Annotated in this window: 11 protein-coding genes and 1 pseudogene; 9 read left to right on the top strand and 3 right to left on the bottom strand. The window is 63.1% G+C overall.

The annotated features are described in order from the left end of the window. The first annotated feature begins 1,352 nt into the window (after positions 1-1,352). Positions 1,353-2,009, top strand: coding sequence for a PstS family phosphate ABC transporter substrate-binding protein (locus tag ACR652_RS03755; protein WP_434505183.1), 657 nt, complete (start codon positions 1,353-1,355; stop codon positions 2,007-2,009). 18 nt (positions 2,010-2,027) lie between these two features. On the opposite strand, the gene ACR652_RS03750 is transcribed toward ACR652_RS03755, so the two are convergent. Further along, positions 2,028-4,007 carry an NAD(P)-binding protein gene (locus ACR652_RS03750; RefSeq protein WP_434505182.1) on the bottom strand — a complete coding sequence of 660 codons (1,980 nt, stop codon included), beginning with the start codon at positions 4,005-4,007 and terminating at the stop codon, positions 2,028-2,030. Positions 4,008-4,111: 104 nt separating this feature from the next. Between ACR652_RS03750 and ACR652_RS03745 the strand changes: the two genes are divergently transcribed. From ACR652_RS03745 to ACR652_RS03715, 7 genes are all read left to right on the top strand, one after another. Continuing rightward, a complete protein-coding gene (locus tag ACR652_RS03745) occupies positions 4,112-5,617 on the top strand; it encodes a flavin monoamine oxidase family protein (RefSeq protein ID WP_434505181.1) in 1,506 nt (501 codons plus the stop codon). Between the two features lie 27 nt (positions 5,618-5,644). After that, positions 5,645-6,112, top strand: coding sequence for a (2Fe-2S)-binding protein (locus ACR652_RS03740; protein ID WP_434505180.1), 468 nt, complete (start codon positions 5,645-5,647; stop codon positions 6,110-6,112). Positions 6,113-6,123: 11 nt separating this feature from the next. Continuing rightward, positions 6,124-8,283: a molybdopterin cofactor-binding domain-containing protein gene (locus ACR652_RS03735; protein ID WP_434505179.1), complete on the top strand. Its 2,160-nt coding sequence runs from the start codon at positions 6,124-6,126 to the stop codon at positions 8,281-8,283. Between the two features lie 100 nt (positions 8,284-8,383). Next, complete coding sequence (locus ACR652_RS03730; RefSeq protein ID WP_434505178.1) at positions 8,384-10,741, top strand: Orn/Lys/Arg decarboxylase N-terminal domain-containing protein; 2,358 nt, start codon at positions 8,384-8,386, stop codon at positions 10,739-10,741. Continuing rightward, positions 10,738-11,319 carry a GNAT family N-acetyltransferase gene (locus ACR652_RS03725; protein ID WP_434505177.1) on the top strand — a complete coding sequence of 194 codons (582 nt, stop codon included), beginning with the start codon at positions 10,738-10,740 and terminating at the stop codon, positions 11,317-11,319. The genes ACR652_RS03730 and ACR652_RS03725 overlap by 4 nt, the downstream gene beginning before the upstream one ends. Positions 11,320-11,574: 255 nt before the next feature. After that, a complete protein-coding gene (locus ACR652_RS03720) occupies positions 11,575-13,170 on the top strand; it encodes a phytase (RefSeq protein WP_434505176.1) in 1,596 nt (531 codons plus the stop codon). A 334-nt stretch (positions 13,171-13,504) separates the two neighbouring features. Further along, positions 13,505-14,116: a ParB-like protein gene (locus tag ACR652_RS03715; RefSeq protein ID WP_434505175.1), complete on the top strand. Its 612-nt coding sequence runs from the start codon at positions 13,505-13,507 to the stop codon at positions 14,114-14,116. 11 nt (positions 14,117-14,127) lie between these two features. On the opposite strand, the gene ACR652_RS03710 is transcribed toward ACR652_RS03715, so the two are convergent. Together ACR652_RS03710 and ACR652_RS03705 are read right to left on the bottom strand one after the other, a co-directional pair. Next, on the bottom strand, positions 14,128-16,491 hold the full coding sequence (locus tag ACR652_RS03710; protein WP_434505174.1) for a penicillin acylase family protein: 2,364 nt from the start codon (positions 16,489-16,491) through the stop codon (positions 14,128-14,130). A gap of 214 nt (positions 16,492-16,705) precedes the next feature. Next, positions 16,706-16,897 carry a hypothetical protein gene (locus ACR652_RS03705; RefSeq protein WP_434505173.1) on the bottom strand — a complete coding sequence of 64 codons (192 nt, stop codon included), beginning with the start codon at positions 16,895-16,897 and terminating at the stop codon, positions 16,706-16,708. Positions 16,898-17,646: 749 nt separating this feature from the next. Between ACR652_RS03705 and ACR652_RS03700 the strand changes: the two are divergent. Beyond that, positions 17,647-17,775: pseudogene (locus tag ACR652_RS03700) on the top strand (transposase); the annotation flags it as partial. Between the last annotated feature and the right edge of the window lie 387 nt (positions 17,776-18,162).

Here is an 18,162-nt window from a genome sequence, read left to right as displayed (position 1 = left end):
GAGGCGGGCGGCGAAGCCGGTTTCGAAGAGATTTTTCGTCACATGAAGGCGAAACCTGTGGCGATCGTCATCGACCTTACCGCCGCGTTTAAGGGATTTAGAGAGTAAAAATGCCATGAAAAAGAGTCATTTGATAAATTGATATGTGCATCACATGCATTAGCTCTCCTAAGAGCATCGATGCATTCTTTGGTCCCGATATGACCCCGCAGCCCGACAACGAAGCCGCCCGCAATCCCGAAAGTCACCCCGGCGCCCCCGTGGGCATTGCTTCCGATTGTGAAGTTGTCATGCGGCGGGTTGACGACCTGCGGCCCAATCCGAGGAGTCCGCGCGCGCACAAGAAGCGCAAGATCCAGGATCTCGCCAAGGCTAGTCCACTGGCATGACGAAACGTCGAACGCCAAATTGCATTTTTTCGTCATGTGAATCGTGGAGACCATGGGATGTCTCGAGGATCTGTTCGGAGAACAGCCAATGATGAGAGCGCTCAACAGACTGACTTACGACGCATCATCCGAACTCGTTGGAATTATTCTCGGGGTATCGGTGGGATTGGTCAGCGCATTGTATGATCGTCTCTTGCGAGAATCCTGAGCCGCGGTCGAGGCGGCGTCTGACCGCCTCTTCGTTCGCCTTCTCCGAGACGATGGCGGGATGACATGAGCGGCGCGACGACGATCGGCTTTGTGAGCCTTACATTGCTATCCTTGGCGTCGACGGCGTCCAGGAGAGGCATTTTAGGAGAAAGAACGCGCCTCGCCTATGGCAGGCTGAGAGAGCAAATCGCGGATCGGGCAGACAGCGACGCAACGATCTTCGACGAGATCCAAATGCAGGACTCGTAGACGGTGCTTTGCTGGCGGAGTCGCTGCGTCAGGACGTGCTGCGCGGATCGCTGGGGATCAGCCTGCGCCGACTGGAAGAGATTGACGCTCAACTAAGGGCGCTTGCCTGACCCGCCAGGATTCAAGTCACGCCGGCGACACATTGTTTCTGGATGTTTGCAACGCGTCTGTTCATGGCGGAACCAACATGAAACGGATCCTCGCGACCGTCCTCGCCTTTTGCGCGATCACGCTCAACAGCGCCTTTTCCTTCGACTTGGAGCTTTCAGCCTACAAGCCCCTCGGGGCTCTGTCTGGCAAGTTGAAATCGGTCGGGTCTGACACGCTGCTGCACGAAATGGAGCTTTGGGCGGACGGCTTCAAAGCCATGTATCCGGGCGTTGACGTGGAGATCGAAGGGAAAGGCTCCAATATGGCGCCGCCGGCCCTGCTTGCGGGAGAGTCGCAGCTTGCGCCCATGTCGCGCCAGATGACCCCCGACGAGATGGCGAGCTTCGAGACCAGATACGCTACAAACCGACGGGGGTTCTCGTCGCCGTCGACGCCCTCACGATCTACGTCCAGAATGACAATCCCATCGCCTGCCTTACCATGGAGCAGATCGAGCGCATTTTCGTCGCCGACCCGAAAAGCGGCGACGGCAAGAGCATTCATAGCTGGAGCGAACTGGGCGTGACCGGCGAATGGGCGAAGCGGCCGATTACGCTCTACAGCCGCAACGTCCTCTCGGGCACCCATAAATATTTCCGGCAGAATGCGCTCGGCGGCGGCGACTTCAAGCCCGAAACGCATATGCAGCCGGGCTCGGAGGCTCTTGTACGGTCTGTGGCCGACGATGTTTCCGCCATTGGCTATTCGGGGATCGGCTACCGGACGGAGGGCGTGCGCGCCGTTCCCATCGCGGCCAGCGAAGGCAAGAAATGCTTCGACACGTCGTTCGAGAGCGCTTACACCCGCAAGTATCCGCTGGCGCGCGGCCTTTATGTCTATCTGCTGAAAAACCCGAAGTCGCCGCTGGACACGCTGCCGGGAGAATTCGTGAAATATATTCTCTCGCGTGACGGACAGGCGCAGGCGAAGAGGGGCGGCTATTATCCCATCACCCGCAATATTCGCGACCACGAACTGACCCGTCTCGGGCTGCTGGCCTCCGCGAACTGAAGCTTGTTCATGGGGCATTTATTTCAACCCGATTTTCTCCTCCGGCGGGCCGGGAAAGCTGGCGTAGGCCGGCGCGCCCTCGGGGGCGCCCAGCAAGTCCCGGACGGCCCGCGCCGCCTGATCGATCGCGGAATGCGCGTAGGCGTAGGCGCCGGAATCCGAATTGGCGATGGCGATGCGTCCCCATCCCCGGCGCGCAGTCATGATCGGCAGTTTTCCGTCCGGCCAATACGCGTCCCACGGACGCATGTATTCGTAGCTGTAGCCATGTGACCAGCGGTTGACCGCGATCGCTTCAATGTCGCGCGCCGGATCGAAGCCGCCGTTCCCGAGCGCGCGCGCGAGGAGATCGCGCAGATGAAACTCGACTTCGGAAAACGCGAGACCCGCCAGCATATGGCGTCCGAGGCGCGCCTGCTCCCTCGCGGAGTCGCCCTTGCCGTCGAGGACGACTTTCCCAAGGTGCAGCAGAACCGGGTCGCCCGGCTTATCGGCAAAGCGATAGCTCCCGATGCTGACGGGTTCGTCGATCCAGCATCCCTCCCACCAGGCGCCCGGCGCCCTGAAGCCGGCGACGCCGAGCCTGGCGAAAGCCTCCCATGAACGCAGCAGGACGTTGGTGTAGATCAGCGGAACCTTCTGCTGATCGTCGAGAGCCTGCCTCTGCTCCGCTGCGAGTTCATCTGTCAGCAGCGGGATAACCCGATGCCAGCAGGCGAGAATGACATGCCCCGCCGACGCCTGGCGCAATTTGCCGTTTTTGACGTAGCAGACCTCCACGCCGTTCGGGACGTTTCGAACGCGAACGCAGGGCGCGCCGAGGCGAATGCGGGTCCGGCTGCCGTCGCGATCCAGATGGCTGTCGTCCACTCGCGCCAGTAAAAGATCCTCGATCGACTCGCCCGGCAGCGCCTCTGGAAGAAGGCGACGCAGGATCGCTCTGGCCAGGGAGGCGTTGCCATCGGGAAAGTGGTGGATGTAGGGATCGGGGTTCCTCTGCATCAGTCTCCCGCTTGGACTGAGCGTCGGGTGAACGGCGTCGCCCAGATCCATCGCGTCGAAGCCCGGCGCGCCCATGGCGCGAGCGTCGAGACAGGTGACGGCTTCCGTCCCGACGCCGAAATAGGATTTCGTGGAGTCCGCAAGATAGGCGGCGACCTGGGGATGCAGACTCAGAATTTGCAACAGGAACGCTTCGTAGGTCGTTTGCGAAAGCAGCGCCAGTTTCTCGGCGCGGCTCTTGCCCTTGAAGGGATCAGCGGGCGCGCTCAAGATCTTGACGAGGTCGCCTTTCGCTCTTTCGTCGAGGGGGGTGCGCGCGATCCATTCGGCCGGCGCGCCGTCTGTCCGAAACAGGCCGTCCGCGCCAAATGTCTCGCGGCCGAGAAAGACCGCTGGCCCGAGGCCGCGGTCCGCCGCCCAGCGACGGTCGAACCATTGATCGAATTTGCCGACGTCGATCCCGACGTCGGTCATGAAGGTCGAGACGGCGGCAGAAAAGAAACTCGGCGTCTGGAGCGATTTGGAGCCGCCATAGCCAAGGATGCGACGACCGTTTGACGCCGTGAACTCGTTGCGGACGGCATGGCCTCCGAAACTGGGAGAGTTTTCCAAAACGAGGATGCGCGCGCCCGCCCCCGCCTGCTGGCGGTAGAGAAACGCCGCCGCAAGCCCGCTTATTCCAGCCCCGACGACGATCAGGTCGTAAGGCGCGTCGGCGGCTTCCGCCGTCCCCGCATTCTCCCAAAAGCGGCCGTCCCGGAGCGCGTGCATAATCGCGAAGCTCTGGTCGGTCTGCCCCTGGAACCCTCCCGCCGGCTCGCCGCCCGCCGGATCGGGAAACTCCGCCAGCGCCATGCCCGCGCCAATCGCGACCCCATTGAGGAAGTCGCGCCGGCTCATGGAGCGCTGCATTCCGAGATGTTTTTCATAGCTCGAAGATGGCGTCAGAGTCGCATTCTCCGTTGCGCGCAGGAGACCCGAGTATACGTCAGCCACACGCATGTCTCCCAGTTCAATGCGCCTGCTTTTTTCCAATCCGGTCAGGATCGGCCGCCTCCCGTCTCTGGACGCGGCCGCCCGGTCATGTCACGACTTCACGCATGACGCCACACGTCCGCCGACCCGCCTCCCCGCTTGCCCTCATTGTTGCGGCCGCGCTTTTGGTGGCGTCGATGTTGCTCTGCGTGACGCCTGCGACGGCGCAGGAGGAGCCAGAGCGGGACGTCGATGTCGTCATCGTTGGCGGCGGGCTTTCCGGGCTCTGCACCGCGTTCCATCTCAGACAGGCCGGCGTCTCCTTCACGCTGCTGGAGCTGGCCCCCAGGCTGGGGGGCCGCATCCGCACGGCCGCCTATCCCGGCGGGCTCAGGGCCGAAAGCGGCCTCGCTGAGTTCTGGGAGGGCAACCCGGCTCTCGAAGTGGCGCGGGCGCTGAACGTTCCGCTGGATCATGAGGACACCACGTTCTCCAGCATGGTGCTCCAGGGTCGTGTCGAAGCCTTTGTGCAGAAGTCCAACGCGGCTTTTCTCGAAGCTGTTCTGGAGGCGAAGGAGAACCAAGCCTATCAGGCCTGGGACCACGACATCAACGCGCGTCTGAAGATCCTGGACGAGCGCCCGATTCCGTCCTCAATGCTGGCGCTGAAGGACGTCTCTTTTGGCAGATGGCTCGACGAGCAGAAGCTTCCGCCGCGCGTCGGCGCATTCATACGGGCCACTCTCGAACCCGAAATCGGCACGACCCTCGAGAGCGTCAGCGCCCTGGACGGCATTGCGGAATGGCATGTCTTCACCGCGCCCGGCGCGCGCCCGCACCACGTCGTCGGCGGGAATCAGCGTCTGGTCGAAGCGCTCGCCGCGCATCTGGGCGAGGCTCATTTGCGGCTGAACAAGCAGGTCACGCATGTGATCCAGACGCCCTCGGGCGTCGAGGTGCGCGCCATCGACACCGCCACGTCCCACATCCTGCGGCTGAAGGCGAAAGCCGCCGTTGTCGCCATCCCGCTTTATCGGCTGTTCGAGCTTCAGTTCACGCCGCGTCTCTCGAATGAACACTATCAGGCGATCCAGACGCAGGGCTGGGGCTCCTATTTCACGGCGCATGTCACGCTGGACCCGGCGGCGGAAAGGTTCTGGACGGTTGACGGGCGCAGTATTCTGCCTCTTCTCGCCGGCGGCTCGCTCGGCGTTCTGTATTCAGGCGTCTCGGCCGACGGGCAGACCGGCGAACGCAAGGAGGCGTTGCTCAATCTGCTCGTCCACGGCCCGGCGGCCGAGGGCTTCAACGCGCGCACGGGCTCCCTCGACGACGTTCAGGCCACGCTGGAGAATGCCCTCGACGCGCTGTTTCCGGGCATCCGGCCGCTCATCCACACCTGGACCTTTTACCGCTACCATCCGCGCGCCATCGCCGCGTGGCCCGTCGGGCGCTCCCGCTTCGACGCGCTCTCCGACCTGCTTCGGCGTCCCTTCGGCAATATCTATTTTGCCGGCGACTTCACCGAAAGCTCGCACTCTGACGGCGCGGCCCTGTCCGCTCGCCGAGTGAGCGAACAGTTGATAGAACGACTCCGCCCGAGGACGACCGTTTCGGGCGGCGCGAAGTAAGATCATCCATGACAGGGGGAGGACGCCGTGCCCTACAAGATCACCGTCAATGGCGCGGAGCATGTCGTCGACGTGGACGGCGACACGCCGCTGCTGTGGGCGCTGCGCGACGTTCTTGGCCTGACCGGCACGAAGTTCGGCTGCGGGAAGGCGCTGTGCGGGGCCTGCACCGTGCTTCGGGGAGACAGTCCGATCCGCTCCTGCGCAACGGCGATCGAAGAGGTCGGGGACGCCCCGATCACGACGATCGAGGCGATCGGAGACACGCCCGCCGGCAAGCGAGTCCAGAAGGCCTGGCTCGATCTCGAAGTCGTCCAGTGCGGCTACTGCCAACCGGGCCAGATCATGTCAGCTTCGGCGCTGCTCGCGAGCAATCCCCATCCGACCGACCGTGAGATCGACGACGCCATGTCCGGCAATATCTGCCGCTGCGGCGCCTATGTCCGCATCCGGGAAGCCATCCGGCGGGCCGCGGCCCACGGCGCCGAAAAATGAGAGAGGCGCACATGCCGTTCGATCGACCTGCCCTCTCCCGCCGCTCATTCCTGCAAGCGAGCGCAGCGGCCGGCGGAGGTCTGCTGGTGAGCGTGGTCCTGCCAGGGACGGCTGGCGAAGCGCAGGCGGCGGAGGGGGGCTCCTTTGCGCCTGACGCCTTCATCCGCATCGATCGCAGCGGGCAGGTCACGCTCGTCATGCCCCAAGTGGAGATGGGCCAGGGAACCTATACGTCGCTGCCAATGCTCGTCGCCGAGGAGCTGGAGGCGCCACTGGCGCGGGTGCGCCTCGAACACGCGCCCCCCGATGATAAGCTGTTCGGCAACCGGCTTCTCGGCTTTCAGGGAACCGGAGGCTCGACCTCGGTGCGCGCGTTCTGGGAGCCGCTGCGCAAGGCGGGCGCTGCTGCGCGCGGCATGCTGATCATGGCGGCGGCGGCGAGCTGGCAGGCCGATGCCAACTCCTGCCGCGCGGAAGACGGCGAGGTCATCCATACGCCGACCGGGCGCAAAATTGCCTACGGGGCGCTGGTCGACCGCGCAGCGACGCTCCCGATCCCCGACCCGGTTGTGCTGAAAGACCCGAAAGACTTCAAGCTGATCGGCACAGCCGCCAAGCGCCTCGACGCGCCCGACAAGGTGACAGGCGCGGCGCAATATGGAATCGACGTCCGGGTTCCGGGCATGAAAATCGCCGCCGTGGCGGCCTGTCCGGTCATCGGGGGGAAACTGGCGCGCGTCGACGACAGCAAGGCGAGGCTTGTGACAGGCGTGCGCCGGATTGTGCGCCTCGAAAACGCCGTCGCCGTCATCGCGGATCATATGTGGGCGGCCGAGAAGGGTCTGGCGGCGCTCGACATCGTCTGGGATGAAGGCGAAAACGCCCATGTTTCCACCGCCGACATCGTCAAGCAACTCGAAGAGGCTGCGCGCGGCCCCGCCGTCGTCTCGAGGAAAGACGGCGACGTCGCCAAAGCGATGGCGGTCGCGGCGAAAACCGTCGAAGCGACTTATCAGTCGCCCTTTCTCGCGCACGCCACGATGGAGCCAATCAACTGCACGGCGCATGTCCGTCAGGACGGATGCGAGGTCTGGGTCGGCACGCAGGTCATCACGCGCGCCCGCGCCGCCGCGGCGGCGGCGGCCGGCCTGCCGGTGGAGAAGGTTCGAATCCACAATTTCCTGCTCGGCGGCGGATTTGGCCGCCGGCTCGACGTCGACTATGTCACCCAGGCGGTCCTGATCGCCCGACAGGTCGATTTTCCCGTGAAGGTCGTCTGGAGCCGCGAAGAGGACATCCAGCACGATGTCTATCGCCCCTTTTACTACGACCGCCTTGCCGCCGGCCTCGATGAAAGCGGAGCGCCGATCGCCTTGCGCCACCGGGTCGTGGGCTCGTCGGTCGAAGCCCGCTGGTCGCCGGAGGATGTCGTCAACGGCCTCGACTCCGACGCTGTCGAAGGCGCCGCTGGCCCCTACGCGGTCCCGAATGTTCTCGTGGACTATGTTCGCCAGGAGCCGCCGAGCGGCTTGACGACCGGGTGGTGGCGCGGCGTCGGGCTGACCCACAATGGCTTCGTGGTCGAAGCGTTCATCGACGAACTGGCGGTCGCGGCCGGGGCTGATCCTGTCGCCTATCGGCGCAAGCTGCTGGACGGAAATCCGCGTATGCGGGCCGCGCTCGATCTCGCCGCCGCAAAGGCGGGGTGGGGCCAGCCCCTGCCGCCCGGCGTCGGACGCGGGGTTTCGGCGATGTTCGGCTTCGAGACCTATATCGCCCAGGTCGCCGAGGTCGCCGTCGCCAGAGATGGCCAGCCGCGCGTCCGGCGCGTCGTCTGCGCCGTGGATTGCGGGCAGACGGTCAATCCCGACACGATCAGGGCCCAGATCGAGGGCGGCGTCATTTTCGGCCTCACCGCTGCGCTCCATGGCGAAATCACCCTTGAGCGGGGACGCGTCGCTCAGGGGAATTTCGACAGCTACCGGATGCTGCGCATCGACGAGACGCCCTCGATCGAGGTTCACATCATCGAAAGCGACGCCGAGCCCGGCGGCGTCGGGGAGCCGGGAACGTCGGCGATCGCGCCGGCGGTCGTCAATGCGATTTTCGCCGCGACGGGCAAGCGCTTGCGCCGGCTTCCGATCAGGCCGGCCGATCTGCGGTCCGATTGACACGCAGGCGCCTGTCACCGTTCCGTCATGGAAGCGCGCTCAGTGGCCATCTATCGTCCACCCGCGCCTTTAAAGAGGCGCAGATCGAGAGCGGCGCCCGATGGATTTCTTCCAGCGTTTCACCTTCCTGTTCTCGGCGCCGAATTTCGACGCCGACGACCTCGAGGGCCTTCGCGTCAGCCAGATCATCGCGGCCATCGAGCGGATGGGCTTTCAGGTGGTTCGCGCCAGACGCCTGGAGGACGCCGAGATCGTCGTTCAGACAGACGCCGCCATTGGCTGCCTCGTGGTCGACTGGGGAAAGAAAGGCATAGAAGGAAAGACGGCGTCGCTAATCGACATGATGCGCAAACGCGGCCTTGACATGCCGATCGTTTTGCTGATCCGGCGCAAGCGCTTCGAGGACATTCCGGTAGAGGTGCTGGATTTCATCGACGGCTATGTGTTTCTCGCCGAGGAAACCCCGGAGTTCATCGCCAAGAATCTGGTCTCGCGCCTCAAGCAATACGCCGAGACGCTGAAGACGCCGTTTTTCGGCGCGCTGGTCGATTATGCCGAGGAGGGCAACCAGCTTTGGACCTGCCCCGGTCACAACGGCGGCATCTTCTACAGCCGCAGTCCGGTCGGCCGCATCTTCATGGAGCATCTTGGCGAAGCGGTGTTCCGCGACGATCTCGACAATTCGGTCGTTGAACTGGGCGACCTTCTCACCCACGAAGGGCCGGCGCTGCAGGCGCAAAAGGCGGCGGCTGAAATTTTCGGGGCCGAGAAAACCTATTTCGTGCTCAACGGCACGTCGTCATCCAACAAGATTGTGTGCGGCAATCTGATCGCGGAAGGCGATCTTGTGCTGTTCGATCGCAATAACCACAAGGCGGCGCATCACGGCGCGCTGTTGCTCGGCGGCGGAATTCCGATTTTTCTGCCCACGACGCGCAACGCCTATGGCCTTATTGGCCCTATCGATCACAGGGCTTTCGATGAGACGGCGCTGCGCGAGCGTATTCGCGCCAATCCTCTCATCAAGGACAGGGAAGCCTGGCGCAGGGAGCGCCCCTTCCGCGCCGCGGTGATCGAGCAATGCACTTATGACGGGACGATCCACGACGCCGAATGGATCGTGAAGAAGATCGGCCACCTTTGCGACTACATCCTGTTTGACGAGGCCTGGGCCGGGTTCATGAAATTCCATCCCCTCTACGAGCGTCGCTTCGCGATGGGGCTGAAGGATCTCACCGAAACATCGCCCGGCATCGTCGCCACTCAGTCAACCCACAAGCAACTTGCGAGCTTTTCGCAGGCGTCGCAGATTCACGTCCGCGACCGTCATATCAAAGGGCAGATGCGCCGGGTGGAGCACAGGCGCTTCAACGAAGGATTCATGCAACACGCGTCGACCTCGCCCTTCTACCCGCTCTTCGCCTCGCTCGACGTCGGCGCGCAGATGATGAAGGGCCGCTCGGGGGAAGTGCTCTGGGATGATACGGTGCGTCTCGGCGTGGAGCTACGAAAGAAGTTGCGCGCAGTGCGGCGAGAGTTCGAAGACAAGGAGAAGGATCCGGCGCGACGTTGGTTCTTCGATCCCTTCGTGCCCGATAAGGTCGACATTCAGGACGCTGCGAGCGAGTCCGGAGCGCATCGCGTCGCGTGGGAAAGCGTCTCGACGGACCAGCTCTCGCGCGACGCGCGCTTTTGGGAGCTCGCGCCGGGCGCTGCGTGGCATGGCTTCGAGGACATGGCGCCGGGCTTCGCCATCACCGACCCATGCAAGTTGACGCTGCTCACGCCTGGTTTCGACCGCAAGACAGGAGCCTATGCCGATCACGGCATACCAGCGCCAATTGTCGCGCAATATCTGCGTGAAAACCGGATCGTGCCGGAAAAGAACGATCTCAACTCGTTGCTCTTCCTGCTTACTCCGGGTGTCGAGGCAAGCAAGGCCGGCACGCTTGTCTCCGCGCTTGTCGCTTTCAAGCGGCTGCACGACGACAACGCCATGCTCCAGGACGTCATCCCCGAGTTCGTGGCGCGCCGTCCGCAACGCTACAAGGGGGTTCGCCTTCGTGACCTCTGCAGCGAGATGCATTCCTTCTTCAAGGAATTGAACGTCAGCGCCTTGCAGCGCGCCCAGTTCACCGCGAAGCACCTTCCTGAAATGGTGATGACGCCGCGGGAGGCCTATTTGCATCTCGTGCGCAACAAGGTTGATTACCTGCCGCTCGACGAGATCGCGGGGCGCATTGCGACGACGCTCTTCGTCATCTATCCGCCGGGCATTGCGACCATCATTCCGGGAGAACGGCTTTCCGAAAGAGCGCGGCCGATGCTGGAATATCTCAAGATGTTCGAGCGCGGCGGAACGCTTTTTCCCGGCTTCGATTATGAGATACAGGGACTTTACAAAAAGCAAGATGAACAGGGTCGCATGCGGCTATACACCTATGTCGTAAGCGAATGAGCGTGCAGGCCGAAGCAAACGCCGCAGAGGCAAAAGAGCCGTCTGTCCTCGTGCGCCCTTCCCGCGACGAGGATGTCGACGCCATGCTGGGGATCTATCTGCATCATGTGCGCAAGGGGATCGACGCCAGGGAGGCGCCTCTCTATCAGGCGCCGCAGACTGAAGACCTCAAACGCCGACGCAAGAATATGGGCAGCCATCGCCTTCCCCATCTCGTTGCTGAACTGGATGGAATAATCATCGGCTACGCCTACGCCGTGCCCTTTCGCAAGCGGCCAGCCTACCGCTATGTCGTCAAGCACTCGATCTACGTCGATCCCAACCACCTGCACAGGGGCGTCGGACGCCTGCTGCTGCCGGCTCTGATCGACGCCTGCGCCGGAGCCGGCTACCGACAGTTGATCGGCTATATCGACGCCTCGAATGAAGCGTCGTTGAAGCTCCACAAAGCCTGCGGATTCGTCCAGGCGGGGTACCTGTCGTCGGTTGGATTCAAATACGGCCGCTGGACAGATTCTGTGATCATGCAGCGCTCGCTCGGGCCGGGCGCGACGACCTTGCCTGGCGCCAGCTCATGAGGCGTTGGCGCGGTCCTCATCAAAAGGCCGCGCCCGCCTGCATTCGCGGTCAGGCAAAGAGCTTGTATCAAATCCTTTTCTGTTTGAAATTTTTGTTTCTGCGCTGAAGCATCTGATTCCTTTTGGGGATGTCTGCCTGCGCGCCGTCTCTTCATAAAAACGATATAGAGCTGAAACGATCCAGACACCTGCAGCAGCCACTAGCCTCGACGTTCGCGGCGTGTCCGCGCTTTCGGAAAATCGTTGAGGCTAATCGTGAGCTCGCTCCTTCTTCGAACTCTCGCCGTCGCCATCGGCGCGACGCTTTCGTCCACAGCCATCGCTCAGGTCATCGGGCCGAGCACGAGCACGGAGCCATTCGTGCTGCCGTCCATAAATCCGGGCGTCGTCACGAAGTCGATCCTGACGGCGGGCGATACGGTCGGCAACTACAGGATGGTCGGCATCCCGGACGGCATAGGGGTGATGAACCGGAGCATCGGCGCCTTCGACCTCGCCCTGAACCACGAACTCGGCCGCGACAAGGGAATCGCGCGCTCCCACGGCTCGACCGGCGCCTTCGTCTCGCGCTGGACGCTCGACCGGAGTCTGAAGGTCACCGCGGGCCGCGATCATATCGCCAATCAGGCCAGCCTTTTCCTCGCGTCGAACGGTCAATGGGTCGCCGGCACGACCTCCTTCGACCGCTTCTGCTCGGCGGATCTCGCCGCGCCTGGCGCCTATTCGTTCGGGATCTTCGGCACGACAAATCGCATTTTCCTCAACGGCGAGGAGACGACGCCGTCGTCCGCGGCCGACCACGGCCGCGTGTTCGCGCATGTGCTCACCGGCCCGGACGCCAACAAGTCGTTCCAGCTTCCGCATCTCGGCCGCGCGGCGGTTGAAAACGCGCTGGCGAGCCCCTTCCCGCAGCTCAAAACCATCGTCATGGTCTCGGACGACGCCAACCGCGCCACGGGCCTGACCAAAGCCTCGGTCTGCCGCACGCTCGGCCAGACGCCCTGCGACGAACCGCCGACCGAACTCATGATGTATGTCGGCATGAAGCAAGCCGCCGGCAATGACATCCAGCGCGCCGGCCTCGTCGGCGGAAATCTGTTCGGCGTTCGGGTAAGGCTGCCGAACGGAACGCCGGTCGCGGCGGAACACAAGGACTATGTGTTCGGCACGGCGGCGCCGGCGATCACCACCGCGCGTTTCGAGCCCGTCAGCCTTGGAGACGTCTCCGCCAAGAGCGGCGTCGATATTCAGGACATGCTGATTGATAATGGAATCACGCAGTTCATCCGGATCGAGGATGGCGCCTGGGATCCGCGCCCGGGCAAGCAGCGCGATTATTACTTCGTCACGACAGGCCGGCTCGACGCCGATCCCGCCAAATGGCGTCCGTCCCGCCTGTGGCGCCTGCGCTTCGACAATATCTCCAAGCCGGAGCTCGGCGGCGAGATCACGATGTTGCTGAGCAACGCCTACTACCCCGGCGCGACGACGACGCCGAATAACGACCCTGGCTACCAGATGTTCGACAACATCACGATCGACCGTCTTGGCCGAATCATCCTTCTTGAGGACGTCGGGGCCAATGAGCGTCTCGGCCGGGTCTACGCCTATGGCATCGACAGCGGCAAGCTGGTGCAGGTCGCGGTTCATAATCCAAAGTTCTTCAGCCCGTCCGGCGCCGCCTTCCAGACCATCGACGAGGAGTCGTCGGGCGTCGTCGACGCCGCGGATATCCTCGGCCCTGGCTGGTTCCTCTTCGATAGCCAGAACCATAAGGCGTCTGCTGATTTGGAGCTGGTCGAGTCGGGTCAGTTGCTGGCGCTCTACGTCGCCCCCAACATCGCGCGTTGAAAGGGGCAGCGCCGCGCTGCGGGTGACGGACGGCCTCGTCATTCGAGGCTGTCCCCGCGAAGGCCTCACGAGGGAGCGATGTGATCTTCGCCCGTTCACGGCACAGGGAAGCCTGTTGGTCTCGATTGGTGGCGGGTGGCGTCACAAATCTCCCCCTGTGATTGCCGATCGCAGGGGGAGTCGCATGGGCGATGCGTTCAACGAGGCATCGCCGAGTTACAGCATGTGACCGCACAGGGCTGGCGTTTTGTCGCAGCGCTTCGGCGGAACATGACAGAGGTTTTTTGCTAATCATTTAGAGAAAGATGAATTCGCATATGAGGTTGCGTAAACGATGGGTTGTCTCTTGATATCCGTAAAGCTTGCAGTGCTGCGGCCAACCCAAATGGCGGTCGGGTATGACGAGGTGGAGGTCAAGCGTTCGAAATGGCGAGCCCTGACGCCTGATGGAAAAGCGCACTTTCTGGAGAGCCATCCGTTCCCCGCGGTCACTGGCCCAGGCGAGCAGTATTTCATGATCGACGGCCACCACATGGGCCTCGCTCTTCTGCGGGAGGGAGTCGACGCCGTGTCGGTTCGCCAAGTCGAGAATCTGTCAAAAACAACCGAGTCGGAATTTTTTCAGGTGTTGCAACAGCGGGGCTTCGTGTATCTGAGGGAACCGACGCGACGAGGTCTTCGAGTGCTGCCTCGAACCCTACGAGATCTGGCGGACGATCCCTATCGTAGTTTTGTGGCTCAGTTGCGTCGCAACTGCGCGTGCCCCAAGGACCGCACGCCCTTCGCCGAGTTTCGTTGGGCCGACTTTCTGCGCTCCCGCCTCAAAGCCGATCTGCTCCGTACCGATCACGCCGGCGCGGTCAAAACAGCACACAAACTGCTGCGGAGCGGTTTTTGCAAATTTACATGCTCGGGATGCCGCTGTCTGGAACAAGCCGCTCTCTAGTTTTTGCGCCATCAGCGCGGCAGGAAGGTCAGCCGCCACCTGGCTTCTCCGGGCAGGAAAGGCGCTGGCCGCCCTTTCGCCCAGTCGTCGTGACCACGGTTGTAATATGGCGAGAGCGGATGGCCGCTCTGGCCGGTCGGCATGTGGTAAATCCCCTCTGACTCATGACCCGGCGCCACGACGAAACGCACCGAGGCGCCGAAGCCGGGCGACGCGACACGAGGCTGATACACATCTCCGGGCTGCGGCTCGTCCGGCGGGTCGATCACCATGCCGACGATCCCCGGCAAGGCTGGCGCCAGCGGATGCGTGATGCCTGCGTGATTGAACAGGCCCCATGTAAAGGCCTCCAGCCGGCCGCCGGCTTCCGTTTCGAGCGTGGCCGCGACTTTCGCCAGCGCCGAGCCAATGACGGCGTCCCAGTTTTCAAAACCGGAAGGAACGAGCCCCGGAGGCCGGTCCCGCAGCAGGCGCCAGACCGGCTCGTCCGCCTGATTGGTCGGCAGGCGCCGCGGCTGAGTCTCGGGCAAGGGCGTCGCCGGCAAATAATGGCTATAAATGGTCGAGATCAACTCCAGCCGGAAATCCCGCACGAGACGGTAGCCGATCGACTCCGTCGCCGCGCGGCCCATCCAGTTCTCGACCGCCGGGATGAGACGCGCATATTGCGGCGCCTGCGCGCGCTCGCGCAGGCTTTGCAGAAGCAGGCCCTGCCAGCGTTGCAGCAACAGCCCGCGATCGTCGAGCTGGATCGCGAGCAGATCGGGTTCGGCGAACTCGGTGCGCGCAAACAGGTCGTCGCGGATCTGGCGCGCCCGCGCGCCATGCGCATAGGGCCCGACGCCAAGTTTCCCGAGCGCCTCGCCGCCGACGACGCGCTGATTGGCGGTCCATATTCTCGCACCCGGCGGATTGTAGATGACGGGAATCTCGTCGGGCGCGAGATAACCGTTCCAGCCCGCGCGGCCGTCCGCCCAGGAGGTCGGCGTGCGTCCATCCGCGCCAAATCTGCGCGGAAGCGCGGAAGTGATCGTCCAGCCGAGATTGCCCTGAGCGTCGCCCGCCACCATGTTCTGATGCGGAATGCCCATGTGATGCGCGATGTCCAGCGCCTCGCGCGCGCTGGCGGCGCGCTCCAGCGCCAGACCGCCGCGCAGATTTACCGCGACGGGATCATGGGCGATCCAGCGATAGGCGAGCTTGCGGCCCTTGGCGTCCCGGCCGACCACCGGCCCCCATATGCTTTCCTCGACAATGAGCGTTTCCCGCTCCGGGCAGGCCGCGCAGAGGCGCTCCTCCACGCGCGTCAACTGCTTTGGGCCGTCTGGCGTAAGATACCAGTCCTGCTTTCCATCCGCCGGTTCAAGAACGACGACGTCGCTTGTGTCGGCGTAACTGTTGGTGAACCCCCAGGCGACGCGGCCATTGCTGCCCGCGACGATATTGGGCGCGCCCGGCAGGGTCACCCCGGCGATGTCGAGCGTGTCGCCTTCCGATTCCTGCAGTATCAGCCGCGCCCGGAACCAGGTGTTTGGCTCGCGCAGCCCCAGATGCATGTCATTGGCGATAATCGCCGCGCCCCGGCCGCTTGCCGAGCCGCCGACGGCGAAAGCGTTGCTGCCGGGAACCGCCGGCTCTGTCCAGCTTTCTCCTGAAGGCGCCGAAAGGCCTGCATGTTTCACAGTGCTGCGTGGCATCTCCGGCGTCGGCAGGCTGGAGCCGTCCAACGCGGCATCCCACGCAGTGCCCTCCGGGAACAGAAAATCTGCGAGCGGCTGGCCAAGCGCCTCCAGAGCGCCAGCCCGCCGGCGCTCGGTCACGCCGTCCGGATCCTGGAGGGTGAGATACATGGCATGGACGATCAGGATCGTGTCTTCGGTCTTCCATCCGTCAGGCCGGGAAAAGAGCAGAAAATATTCAAAGGGAGCGGCCCCGAGTTCGTCGAGCCCCTTGTTCACGCCCGCGGCATAAGCCTCCAGAACCCCGCGTTCATCCGGGCGCATGGCGGTGAGGACCGCGCCCGCGCGATCGCGGAAACGATGGACACGGACCGCCCTGTCCCGCTCCAGCGCCGCGCGCCCGACAAGATCGGACAGTTCGCCGGCGGCCGAGCGGCGCAGCAAGTCCATCTGAAAGAAACGCTCCTGCGCGTGTATATAGCCAAGAGCCCAGGCAAGGTCCGTCCGCGTGCGGCCGGTCAGCGTCGGGACGCCGCTTGCGTCGCGCTCGACCGTTACCGGCGCGGCAAGGCGGACAGCCACGATCTCGCCTTGCAGCTTCGGAAGGCTCGAATGCAAGATCCGCGCGAAACCAAGCGCACCGAGAAAGATGGCGCCGCCCGCCAGCAGGCAAAAAATCCTTAGAGCCCAATGCATCAAAAACCCCGCTCGAAGACCGTCGCCGGCGGAACTGAGTCAAATACCTGTCCGATACGCAGGATCTACGGAATTCCTCCGGCTAGTTCAATGCAGGCGCCAGGTCCACGCCCTCCTCTCTTCCATTAACGGAACTGGAAAACCGGCTGCCGGCGCGGGGCGACCTGACGCCTGCGCGGGGTCGGATCCTCCTTGTCGGAGGCATGGCCGGAGATCAGAGCAAGGCGAATAGGCAGACTGTCGCGTCGGCCACGACCTGATTTTGATGCTCAATCCTCCACGACAACTGCGATGGCGTGACCCAGGCCCCTTTTTTCCCTTGCGGCATGCTGGTCCCCCGGATGATCGAGCCGTCTATAAACGCCATCGACTGAGGTGGTCGTTCGGCCAACGCCTCAAAAATCATAGCCACTCCCCCGCTCTGATCATTTCATTACCGATAAGGTATTACCCGGGTCGCTCCCACGGTGGGCGTGGAACCATAGGCGATGCATTCGTCTAAGCCGAACGGAACCGTCGCATTGAAGCTGCGTGCCGTCCGTTTCATCCCCTCAGCGACGCTCGGTCGACGTCGCACTCTCTGCAGTTACGCGCTCGGTCGACTCCGCGAGCTTCATTCAAGCTTAACAGTGAAAAGCTATGACGCTCCCGCGGAGGAGCCGTGTGGACAAAAAGAAGCGATTGAGCCTGCTGGCCCGAAGAGTTGAGGCGCGGCATCCCCTGCCTTTGGCTCCGCGCAGCTACACCGTCGCAGATACGCTTCGACAGGCTCTCATCGAACGAGAAGCTCTCAGAGTTGAAAGGCTCAACGAGCGAAGAATTGAGGCAATTAGGGCTTCTGGATACGTCTCATTCTTCCTTCAGGACCTAGCGACCAGAAGAAGTCTCGGTTCAAAGCTCTTCCATGCGCTCCTTGGAATGGGAAGAGTGGATCTGACTACGGAATACCTTGTCTTCCATTATCTGCGGGAACGTCTGGATACCCATCGCAGAGCGAAGCTAGCGGCCCTGCTCAGGGACGCTAGCCGAATTGCGTCTAGCTAGAGCGTGTTATGTACTTTAGCGCCTGATCGGCTTAGTAGAATCGGATCTCTCCGATTCGCAAACCCCATCCGTGATGTCAGCGCCGGAGAGTGGTCGCTGGTTACGCCGCATCTGCCAACAGCCGCAATCATCGACAGCCGCACTTTGCGCACGACCCCGGAGGGCTGCCCGCGGGCGGCTATGACGGCGCCAAGCAAAAGCGCGGCTCCAAGCTGCACATGGCGGTCGACACATTGGGCCATTTGCCGGTGCTGCATGTCACGTCGGCGATTGCCGATGATCGCACTGAGGCGGCAAGCTCGCCGCCACTATACAGGAGGCGACCGGTGAGAGCGTCGAACTCATCTATGTCGATTGGGCTGAAGTTTTTGGCGCAGAACAGGGAAGAAGCCGCGCAAAACAGGGAAGCCGCGTGCGACAAGTAGGGAGAGGCCAAGCCGGCCAGGCGGAGAAAGCGTTGTCGACAATCACAGCCGGGTGGCCGCAGGAGTGGCGAGGGCTTGAACTAGAGAAAAGAGGACGCATTCTGTCTCTAGGAGGAGGTTGCGCATGTTCGACAGGGGGGCGGAATATTCGGTCACAGACATCGCCCGCATCGCCGGCGCCAACCCCAGAAGCATCCAGCAT

The sequence above is a fragment of the Methylocystis sp. genome (assembly GCF_051061225.1).
In the GTDB taxonomy this organism is placed as follows: domain Bacteria; phylum Pseudomonadota; class Alphaproteobacteria; order Rhizobiales; family Beijerinckiaceae; genus Methylocystis.
The sequence above is the reverse complement of the archived record's forward strand: the minus strand, read 5'-3'. Positions and strand labels throughout refer to the sequence as shown.

What these genes read in the sequence shown, in the direction of transcription:
- ACR652_RS03745 (WP_434505181.1), top strand. Translation starts at nt 4,112, where the DNA reads ATGACGCCACACGTCCGCCGACCCGCCTCCCCGCTTGCCCTCATTGTT.
- ACR652_RS03735 (WP_434505179.1), top strand. Translation starts at nt 6,124, where the DNA reads ATGCCGTTCGATCGACCTGCCCTCTCCCGCCGCTCATTCCTGCAAGCG.
- ACR652_RS03730 (WP_434505178.1), top strand. Translation starts at nt 8,384, where the DNA reads ATGGATTTCTTCCAGCGTTTCACCTTCCTGTTCTCGGCGCCGAATTTC.
- ACR652_RS03725 (WP_434505177.1), top strand. Translation starts at nt 10,738, where the DNA reads ATGAGCGTGCAGGCCGAAGCAAACGCCGCAGAGGCAAAAGAGCCGTCT.
- ACR652_RS03715 (WP_434505175.1), top strand. Translation starts at nt 13,505, where the DNA reads ATGGGTTGTCTCTTGATATCCGTAAAGCTTGCAGTGCTGCGGCCAACC.
- ACR652_RS03710 (WP_434505174.1), bottom strand. Translation starts at nt 16,491, where the DNA reads ATGCATTGGGCTCTAAGGATTTTTTGCCTGCTGGCGGGCGGCGCCATC.
- ACR652_RS03705 (WP_434505173.1), bottom strand. Translation starts at nt 16,897, where the DNA reads ATGATTTTTGAGGCGTTGGCCGAACGACCACCTCAGTCGATGGCGTTT.